Annotated in this window: 8 protein-coding genes; 6 read left to right on the forward strand and 2 right to left on the reverse strand. The window is 61.1% G+C overall.

All coding sequences use genetic code 11. The features are described from left to right. A complete protein-coding gene (locus NKH37_RS13625) occupies positions 1-744 on the reverse strand; it encodes a 2OG-Fe(II) oxygenase (RefSeq protein ID WP_352549784.1) in 744 nt (247 codons plus the stop codon). Positions 745-957: 213 nt separating this feature from the next. Here NKH37_RS13625 and NKH37_RS13630 point away from each other — a divergent pair, with 213 nt between their 5' ends. The 3 genes from NKH37_RS13630 (at position 958) to NKH37_RS13640 (ending at position 4,827) form a co-directional block, all read left to right on the forward strand. Continuing rightward, the gene (locus NKH37_RS13630) at positions 958-2,667 is read left to right on the forward strand and encodes a tetratricopeptide repeat protein (RefSeq protein ID WP_352855726.1); all 1,710 of its coding nucleotides are present in this window, start codon (positions 958-960) and stop codon (positions 2,665-2,667) included. Positions 2,668-2,847: 180 nt separating this feature from the next. Further along, positions 2,848-3,573 (forward strand): 3-keto-5-aminohexanoate cleavage protein, encoded by a 726-nt coding sequence (locus tag NKH37_RS13635; RefSeq protein ID WP_023720602.1) that lies wholly within the window; start codon positions 2,848-2,850, stop codon positions 3,571-3,573. Between the two features lie 207 nt (positions 3,574-3,780). Beyond that, positions 3,781-4,827 carry an acyltransferase family protein gene (locus NKH37_RS13640; protein ID WP_352494439.1) on the forward strand — a complete coding sequence of 349 codons (1,047 nt, stop codon included), beginning with the start codon at positions 3,781-3,783 and terminating at the stop codon, positions 4,825-4,827. 164 nt (positions 4,828-4,991) lie between these two features. Here the strand turns inward: NKH37_RS13640 and NKH37_RS13645 are convergent, their stop codons facing one another. Beyond that, positions 4,992-5,846: a hypothetical protein gene (locus NKH37_RS13645; protein ID WP_023720606.1), complete on the reverse strand. Its 855-nt coding sequence runs from the start codon at positions 5,844-5,846 to the stop codon at positions 4,992-4,994. 385 nt (positions 5,847-6,231) lie between these two features. Here NKH37_RS13645 and NKH37_RS13650 point away from each other — a divergent pair, with 385 nt between their 5' ends. The 3 genes from NKH37_RS13650 to NKH37_RS13660 all read left to right on the forward strand — a co-directional run bounded on the left by NKH37_RS13650 (position 6,232) and on the right by NKH37_RS13660 (position 8,794). Next, a complete protein-coding gene (locus NKH37_RS13650; protein ID WP_023677254.1) occupies positions 6,232-6,735 on the forward strand; it encodes an Lrp/AsnC family transcriptional regulator in 504 nt (167 codons plus the stop codon). Next, positions 6,732-7,895, forward strand: coding sequence for a saccharopine dehydrogenase family protein (locus NKH37_RS13655; RefSeq protein ID WP_352641020.1), 1,164 nt, complete (start codon positions 6,732-6,734; stop codon positions 7,893-7,895). The genes NKH37_RS13650 and NKH37_RS13655 overlap by 4 nt, the downstream gene beginning before the upstream one ends. Positions 7,896-8,005: 110 nt before the next feature. Continuing rightward, a complete protein-coding gene (locus NKH37_RS13660; protein WP_023720608.1) occupies positions 8,006-8,794 on the forward strand; it encodes an ABC transporter substrate-binding protein in 789 nt (262 codons plus the stop codon). Positions 8,795-8,942 lie beyond the last annotated feature (148 nt).

The raw sequence follows: 8,942 nt of genomic DNA on the forward strand, positions 1-8,942 counted from the left end.
TTACTTGGCGTCGTGGAAGATGATGCCGACAGTGTGGCGCATGCCGGAGCGTAGCCGGCTGACGCCGTGCCTGAGGTTGACGCGGTAATTGCCCTTGCTGCCCTGGACCGGACGATTGTGGACCGCGAAGGCGACTGCATCGCCCTGGCGCAGCGGCACCACCTCGGCGCGGCTCTGCATGCGCGGACGCTGCTCGGTCAGCACGAATTCGCCGCCGGTGAAATCCTTGCCGGGCTCGGACAACAGGATCGCCACCTGCAGCGGGAAGGCAAGATCGCCGTAGAGATCCTGGTGCAGGCAGTTGAAGTCGCCGGGGACATATTGCAGCAGGAGCGGCGTCGGCCGCGTCTGGCCCTGCTCGTGGCATTGCTCGAGGAACGCGGCGTGTTCGTCGGGATAGCGCTGCGCGATACCCATGCGCTCGTTCCAGTCGTTGGCGACCGCAGCCAGGCGCGGATAGAGCGCGGTGCGCAAGCCGCCGATCAGATCGGGCAAGGGATAGCGGAAATAGCCGTACTCGCCCTTGCCGAAACCATGCCGCGCCATGTGGACATGGCTGCGGAAATGGCTCTCGTCCGGATAAAGTCCGGCAATCTGCCGGCACTCCTGCGGCGTCAGCAGCTCTTCCATCACCGCGCAGCCATAGCCGCTCAGCTCATCGGCCAGCTTCCGCCAGTCATATCCGGCAACGCGCACCTCCGCCGATTTCACCGCCGCTTTCGCGCCTATCGAATGGATGGTCATGGCTTCGCCTCCTGTGGCTTCTCTGTCATTGAGATGGGTGAAACGGCGCGCGCGGACCACCCGTTTCTTGCCGGGTGAACTCGTTAGCGATTGTCTCGGGGATTTCGTTGAATACAATGCAGCGGGGCTTGCCGCGATGGGGGGGGCGAATTGAGCGGACGGGTTCGACAAAGGGACGGGGCAGTCCGGCAATTCCTCGTTTGCCTCGTCGCGATGCTGGTCTCGGCGCTCCCGGCCTTGTCCGCCAGCAGCGACTGCGTCAGCGACGACAAGGTCGAGGCCAGCACGCGGATCGCCGCCTGCACGCGCATGATCGAGGATGCGACAGAGCCCCTCGAAAACCGCGGTATTGCCTATTTCAAGCGCGGCAATGCCCTGACGGAACGAGGCGACTATGACCGCGCGATCGCCGACTACAGCGCGTTCATCGGCATCGCACCGACCGTCGCCAGCGGCTACTACAACCGGGGCATCAGCTGGGTCTTCAAGGGCGACTACGACAAGGGCATCGCCGATCTGGACAAGGCGATCAGCCTGGACCCGAAATATGGCGATGCCTACTACAACCGCGGCGTCGCCTGGACCTTCAAGGGCGAGGACGACCGGGCTTTGGCCGACTATGACAGGGCAATCAGCCTCGATCCCGAAGACGGCAGAAATTACCACAATCGTGGGCTGATCTGGTCACGCAAAGGCGACGACGACCGCGCGATAGCCGACTTCGACCGGGCCATCAGGCTCAACCCGAACGACGTCGGTTCCCTGAATGGCCGAGCCGATGCGTTGACCGGCAGGGGCGAAGAGGAGCGCGCGCTGGCCGACTATGACAAGGTGATCAGCCTCGATCCGAAAAACGCACATGCCTACTACCGGCGCGGCAACGCCCGGCTGACGGGCGGCGATTTTGACGGTGCTATCGCCGACTACAACCAAGTGATCAGCCTCGATCCGAACGATGAGAGCATCTGGTACAACAGAGGGGTGGCCTGGTCAGGCAAGAGCGACAATGACCGCGCCATCGCCGACTACGACAAGGCGATCAGCCTCGATCCGAAAGACCCCAAAGCGTACTTCAATCGAGGTATCGCCTGGGCTAGCAAGGGAGACAATGATCGCGCCATCGCCGACTACGACCAGGTGATCAAGCTCGACCCGAAACAAGCCCTCGCGTATAATAATCGGGGCTTGGCCTGGGTGGCAAAGGAGAACGATGTTCGCGCCTTCGCGGACTACAGCCACGCAATCGATATCGACCCAACACTTGCCATCGCCTACAGCAACCGAGGCTTTCTCTGGAACAAGCGAGGTGAGTACGATCGGGCCATCGACGAATACGACCGGGCGATTGGTCTCGATCCGAAAAATGCAAGAATTTACCACAACCGCGGCATTGCCTGGATGGGAAAGGCCGGCGACGGTCGAGCCATTGCTGACTTCGACCAAGCGATCCTGCTCGATCCGAATTATCCGTACAGCTACTCAAACAGGGGTGTTCTCTATTTCTATTCTGGCTCGCTGGCCAAGGCGCAGGCTGACTTTGAAAAGGCGGCCGCGCTCAGGCCCGACTACGCCTATTTTGCCATCTGGCTGGATATTGTTGAACGACGCAACGGTGCGGCGGGCCATTTGCGGAAGGCAGCTTCCAAGCTCGACATGACGAAGTGGCCGGCGCCTGTGGTTCGAATGCTGCTTGGCGAAAAGACGCCCACCGCGACATTGAACGACGCCGATGACTCGGATCCAACCAAGAAACACGGCAAGTTTTGCGAGATCGGTTTCTACAACGCAGAACTCAGCCGGCTCAAAGGGCAACGCGATCACGCCCTATGGCTTTACAGGCATACCGTCAGCCATTGTCCAAAGAGTTTTATCGAATACCGTGCCGCCAACGCTGCATTACGCGAGTTGGGTGTTTCGCCGTAACTCTGCCCGACGGATGTTCGTTTGCTAAGAAGACTAAGCCGAACAACACGATATAGGTGCATTCTGCCAGACTGATTCAGGCTGTGCCACGTCCATATGTCAGGAGCCTTCGCCAGCGCGATTCCGGTTTTCACTGGCCCGCGCTAGACTGGCAGCAACCGCAACCGGACTGCCCATAGCATGATTGTCCAGACCTGCATCAATGGCGCGCGCAGCGCCGATTTCCACCCCAACCTGCCGCTCGACGCGGAGGCCATGGCGCGCGACGGCGCCGCCTGCGTCGCCACCGGCGCGGCTGAGCTGCATGTCCATGCGCGCGGGCTGGACGGCCGCGAAAGCCTGGCTCCGGCGGCGATGGACCAGACTGTGCTAGCGCTTCGTCGCGCCTGCCCTGGAACGCTGATCGGCGTGTCGACCGGCGCCTGGATCGAGAATGACGACGAGCGGACGCTGGCCGCGATCGCCGCTTGGAGCGAGCTGCCCGACTATGCCTCGGTCAATCTGAGCGAAGACGCCGCGCCCGCCGTCATGGAGAGTCTGCGCCAGCGCGGCATCGGCATCGAGGCGGGGCTTGCCTCCGTCGCCGACGCCGAACGCCTGGTGAGCCTCGACCATGGCAAACGGGTGCTGCGCATCCTGCTCGAAATCTCCGAGCAGCCCTTGGACGCGGCGCTGGAGGTCAGTGACGATATCGCCGCCGTGCTCGACGGCGCCGGGATGCGCCGGGCGATCCTGCTGCACGGTGCCGACGCCACGGTCTGGCCTTTCGTGCACCGGGCGGCGGAACGCCGTTGGTCGACGCGCGTCGGGCTGGAAGACGGCAAGGAGCTTCCTGATGGAACAGTAGCACCCGGTAACGCCGCGCTGACAGCGGCAGCCGTCGCTATCTTCGAGACCAGCCGTTAGCGCGGGGAAACAGCCAATCTCCTCTTCACTGGGGAGATGCCAGGTTTTGACAGAGAGGCAGGCCAAAGTCGGGCGGGTCTAAAGTATAGCCGCGTGCTGGTGTCAGTAAAACTTATCTAAAACTTTACGCATTAATTAAACCAGCAATTAATCAGCACATCAACGACCCCGTGTGTTAATGCTCCCCGCACAGGGGACCATTTTTCGATGAACATCATTCCAGAGAATGATCACGCTGCGCCGCGCCGGGTTCAACAGTATACATCGGTACAGATCCTGCGGGGGCTAGCAGCCCTCATGGTTGTTATCTATCATCTTCCGGCCGCACTGGGCATGCTCGATCTGGGTATTCCCATCCTAAACAGTGGTGTCGATCTGTTTTTCGTCATCAGCGGTTTTGTCATGGTTCTCTCGACGGAGAACAGACGTCGCGACCATCGTGCTTTTTTGATGCAGCGCTTCACGCGCGTCGTTCCGTTCTATTGGGTTATGACCTTCGTCATGGTCGCCGCACTTTGGTTGTTTGCCGGTCGTGCAGTGTCTCTTGAGCAGCTCACCAATAGCCTGCTTTTCATTCCCTATCTCGACACTGTTACAGGTTATGTCCAACCAGTGCTTGGCGTGGGTTGGACGCTCAATCTGGAAATCCTGTTTTACATTCTGTTCGCGGCAACTATGGGTCTTGGCACCTTGACGCAAATGGCCATGGTCGGCGTTGTCTTTGCAATCGCCGTAGCGGCGCGCATCATCTTCAAACCCGCCGCCGATACTGTGCTGTTTTTCTATACCACGCCAATCCTGTTTGAGTTCCTTGCCGGCATGGCTCTCGGCCACCTGGTCGGCAGGCTGGCGCGTTCGCCTGCCGTCCTGGGTGTCTCGGCACTCGTGTTCGCCATCGTGTCCATGCTGGTGATGGGCCTTGGCTTCAACTTGCCGCGAACCCTTGCTCAGGGAATCCCGGCGTTGATCCTTGTCGCGGCTTGCATAAGCCTGGAAAGCTACTTCCGGCTTCTTGCTCCTCGCGTGCTGGCAAGGTTGGGTGATGCTTCCTACTCTCTCTATCTGACACATCCTATCGTGCTGCTTGCGACCGCTCCTGTCGTTGCAAGCGCCAATGTATCACCATGGCTCGCAGGCATGGTTATTGTCACCGCCTGCATTGCCGTCTCCCTGGCCAGCTATAGTTTTATTGAGAAGCCGCTTTTGGCGATATCTCGGATGAGCCTCTCCGCCTATCAGGTGAAGGCACAATAAGTTGCGGTTGCGCCTCGCAACGATTTTGCGACAACGACATGCATAAAACAAGAAACTTAAAGCGCGTCGCAGGATCCGTTCAATGCGACGCGCTCTAGGTACAAAAATAGCCGCCCGGTTGGACCCGAAGCAGCTTGTTATGCACTTCGACAATGTGTCAGTGGCTACTTTGCAATCATGTAGGCATCGTCAGTGTAGAGTTTGCCAACTCCACCATAGTGGCCCACGCCAAACACGAATGACTGAGGTGTACCTGATCCGTCGGAATCCCGCCCGACCGGCCAGGTTGCGTTCGACGACGATTGCCAAAACACCCCGTCCAGATACCAATCGATGCCTACCCCTTCATAGAGATCCGCGCGCAGCTGAAACCAGCGCCCCTTCGGGGCGGGAACATCGTTAGCCGGATTGTGGACTCCGGCCGCCGCATTCTCCACATGCAGCATCACCACATCGTCAGTCGGATTGTCGGTCAGGTTGACCCACCATGTTGGGTCCTGCTTGAAAGGCGATTGCTCGGTCACCTTGAACTGGAAGATATTCGTCCAGCCGTTTCCCGCGTATTGGTAATCGGAGGAAATGAAAAACCACGCGACATAAGTTCCATCGATCCCTGACGGCGACACCGCCTGGAGCGGACGTCCGAAAGCGTCGTTCTTGGCCAGGCCGCCTGCAAAGAGCCACTCCTTGTAGACTTTGGAGTGGGGCTTCCCGGCATTGATGGCAGCCAGCGTCGTTTCGAACTTTCCGAAGCTGTTGCCGCCGTGCGAGGATACATTCCCTGCGCCGGTCGAGACCAGGCCGCTGATAATTGCGTTCAGGCTGGGATCGGCTTCCGCCGGATTCTCCGCCTGGACGAAAGACCAGTCGGTATAGCACGAGGCTCCGGTGCAAGGCCCCTCCTCCCAGTCCGCTCGCCAGTAGGGCGCATTCTGGGCATATGCGGCGCCAGCTGGCGCCATGGCGGCGGTAATGGTGCAGATTGCCGTCAGCACCAACAGATGAGAAATCTTCTTCATGTCGATCTACCGTTCCTTTCTAAGCTATGGATTCCAGGCACCTCTTGCGCCACTTGCTTCTTTCACCCTCGAACACAGCGCGTCCCGAACGGCGCTGTACCGCCAACTCAAGCCGGCGGCGCTGAACCTTCAAAGGGTATCCGGAAAACAAAAAACCCGCCTCGGGAGGGCGGGTCGGCGGCGCGATTAGCACCATACCCAAATTAGTAGCATAGCTGCCGGCACAAAGCAAGAACAAAATGTGGCATCTGCGACGAAACTGCCGACAGGCACAGGGGCACCGCGGATGACGTGGCTCTTGCCGTTGTTAAAAATCTCTCATAAGGTATTTTCATATCAGAAAGAAAATCCGACCGTTTATTTCCTTTTATGAAAGCCTGAGCGTTTGCGGGAACATCTCGATCAGACCGACCGGCGACTGGTCAAGCTGCTGTCGCAGGATGCGCAGCTTGGCGTCAACCGCCTCGCGGAGAAGATGGCGATCTCGGTGCCGACGGTGCGCATGCGGCTGCGCAACCTGCTCGACCGCAACCTGCTCAAGATCGTCGGACTGCTTAACCTGACCGAACGCCCCGAGCTGATCTCGGCCATCGTCGGCATCAACGCGCAAGGGCGCGGCCGGGCGCGTGAACTGGCGCAGCGCATCTCCGAACTGCCTTTCGTGAACTCGGCCGCCGTCGTCACCGGACGCTTCGACATCATCGTCGACGTAACGGTGGCCGGCGATGTCGCCGATCTCTACCGCGTCACCAGCGAGCTGATCCCCGGCGCCGGTGAGCCGGGCGAAGTCGTGCGCAGCGAGACCTTCGTCGTCATGGCGTCCTGCAACAAATGGGTCAGCCTGCCTGAAGGCTGCTGGTCGGACGAGACGCGAAAGGAAATGGCATGAAGATCGCGGTTCTCGGCGGCCTCGGCCTGCAAGGCCGGGCGGCGATCGCCGATCTCGTTGCCAGCGACGGCGTCGAGCAAGTGGTCTGCCTCGACACCGCAACCGACGGCGCGGCGCGGCTTGGCGGCCTGACCGACCTTGCCCGGGTGCGTTTTGTCGTGCCGGAGGGCGCGATCGGTCCGGTGCTGGCCGATGTGATGAAGGACGTCGACGCGGTCATCGACCTGTTGCCGCAGCCGCTGATGCGCGAGGCGGTGCAGGCGGCGATCGCGACGCGCACGCCGCTGGTCACCACCAATTACGGCAAGGCCATCGCCGATCTCGCTCCCGAGGCCGAAAAGGCCGGCGTCTCGATCGTCACCGAATGCGGGCTCGACCCCGGCATCGACCTTGTGCTCTACGCGCGCGCCGCAAGCCAGTTCGACACCATCACCGCGATCGATTCCTATTGCGGCGGCATTCCCGAACCGAAGGCGGTGGTCGAGCCGCTCCGCTACAAGGTGAGCTGGAATTTCGACATGGTTCTGGTCAGCCAGAACCGCGACAGCGTGCTGGTCGAGGACGGCAACCGGGTCGATGTGCCGGCCGCCCGCCAGCACGACAATCGTTTCATCCACGATATCGAGATCGCCGGGCTGGGCAGGCTCGAGGCCTTCCCCAATGGTGACGCGCCGCATTATGCCGGCATGCTCGCCGCCGCCAAGGGGCTGCAGCGCTCCGGCCGCTATTCGCTGCGCTGGCCCGGCTGGTCGGCGTTCTGGGCGCCGCTGAAGCAGCTTGGCCTCCTGTCCGAGGACAAGGTACCCGGCACCGGCGTCAGCCCACGCGAATTCCTCGGCCGGCTGCTCGGTCCGCAACTGCAATACGGCGCCGACGAAAAGGACCTTTGCGTGATGCGCAACGTCTTTGTCGGCAGCGAAGGCGGCCGCCGCAAGACGGTGACCTCGGAGCTGGTCATCGAACGCGACCTCGCCTCCGGCCTGTTCGGCATGAGCCTTGGCGTCGGCTATCCCGCCAGTATCGTGGCGCAGATGCTGGCACGGCGCGAGATCGCCACGCCCGGCCTGCTCAACCCGCTGCTGCATGTGCCCGATGGCCGCTTCCTCGACGAGCTGGCCAGGCGCGGCATCAAGGTCGCCGAAACGGTGAGCTGGGATTGAAGATTTTCGAACGGTGGTTGCCGCCGGCAACGGCGCCGCCGCTCAAAAGGCGCCCCGATGGGGTGAAACAACAAGTGGAACAACAAACGACAACAAGGAGGAATGCCCAAATGAAGATTGCCAAGCTTTTCATCGCCGGACTTGCGCTCGCCGGCCTCACCGCTGCCGCCAGTGCCGGAACACTCGACGAGATTACCAAGCGCGGTGAGTTGCGCGTCGCCGTGCAGACGCAGGGACCGCCCTTCTCGCTGGTCGGCGCCGCCGGCGAACGCACCGGCAGTTCGGTCGAACTCGCCGAACTGATGGCCAAGGAAATGGGCGTCAAGATCACCTTCCTCGACTTCGACTGGGACGGCCTGATCCCGGCGCTGCTGTCGGGCAAGGCCGATCTTCTGGTTGCCGACATGACGCCGACACTGGCGCGTGGCATGAAGGTCGCCTTCACCAAGCCTTACATGTACACGGGCAGCACCGTCTTCACCAAGGCTGGGACCGCCTTCAAGTCCACCGAGGACTGCAAGGCCAAGGGCACCAAGATCGCGGTGCTGCTCGGCGCCACCGGCGAGAAGGAAGCCAAGGCCGCCTTCCCCGATGCCGACATCAAGAGCTACAAGGGCGGCGGCCCGCTGCTGCTCGACGCCGTCAACAACGGCCAGGCCGATTGCGGCGTCAACGACGTCTCGGCGGTCAAGGGCCAGTCAACCGCTTATCCGGCCGGCAGCTTCATCATCATGCCGGACATGCTGTCGAAGGAGCCACTGGCCTTCGCCACGCGCTATGACGAGCAGGACCTGCTGACCTGGATGAACCTGTTCCTCGACCAGGTCAGCCTCGACGGCCGCCTGCAGAAGAACCTCGATTACTGGGTCAATTCCGACGCCTGGAAGAAGGATCACTGAGTAGAGGGAATAGGGAGTAGGGAGTAGGGAGTAGGGAGCGCTACTCGCTACTCGCTACTCGCTACTCGCTACTCGCTACTCGCTACTCGCTACTCGCTACTCGCTACTCGCTACTCGCTACTCGCTACTCGCTACTCGCTACTCGCTA

This window comes from Mesorhizobium sp. M1217, assembly GCF_040318275.1.
Taxonomy (GTDB): domain Bacteria; phylum Pseudomonadota; class Alphaproteobacteria; order Rhizobiales; family Rhizobiaceae; genus Mesorhizobium.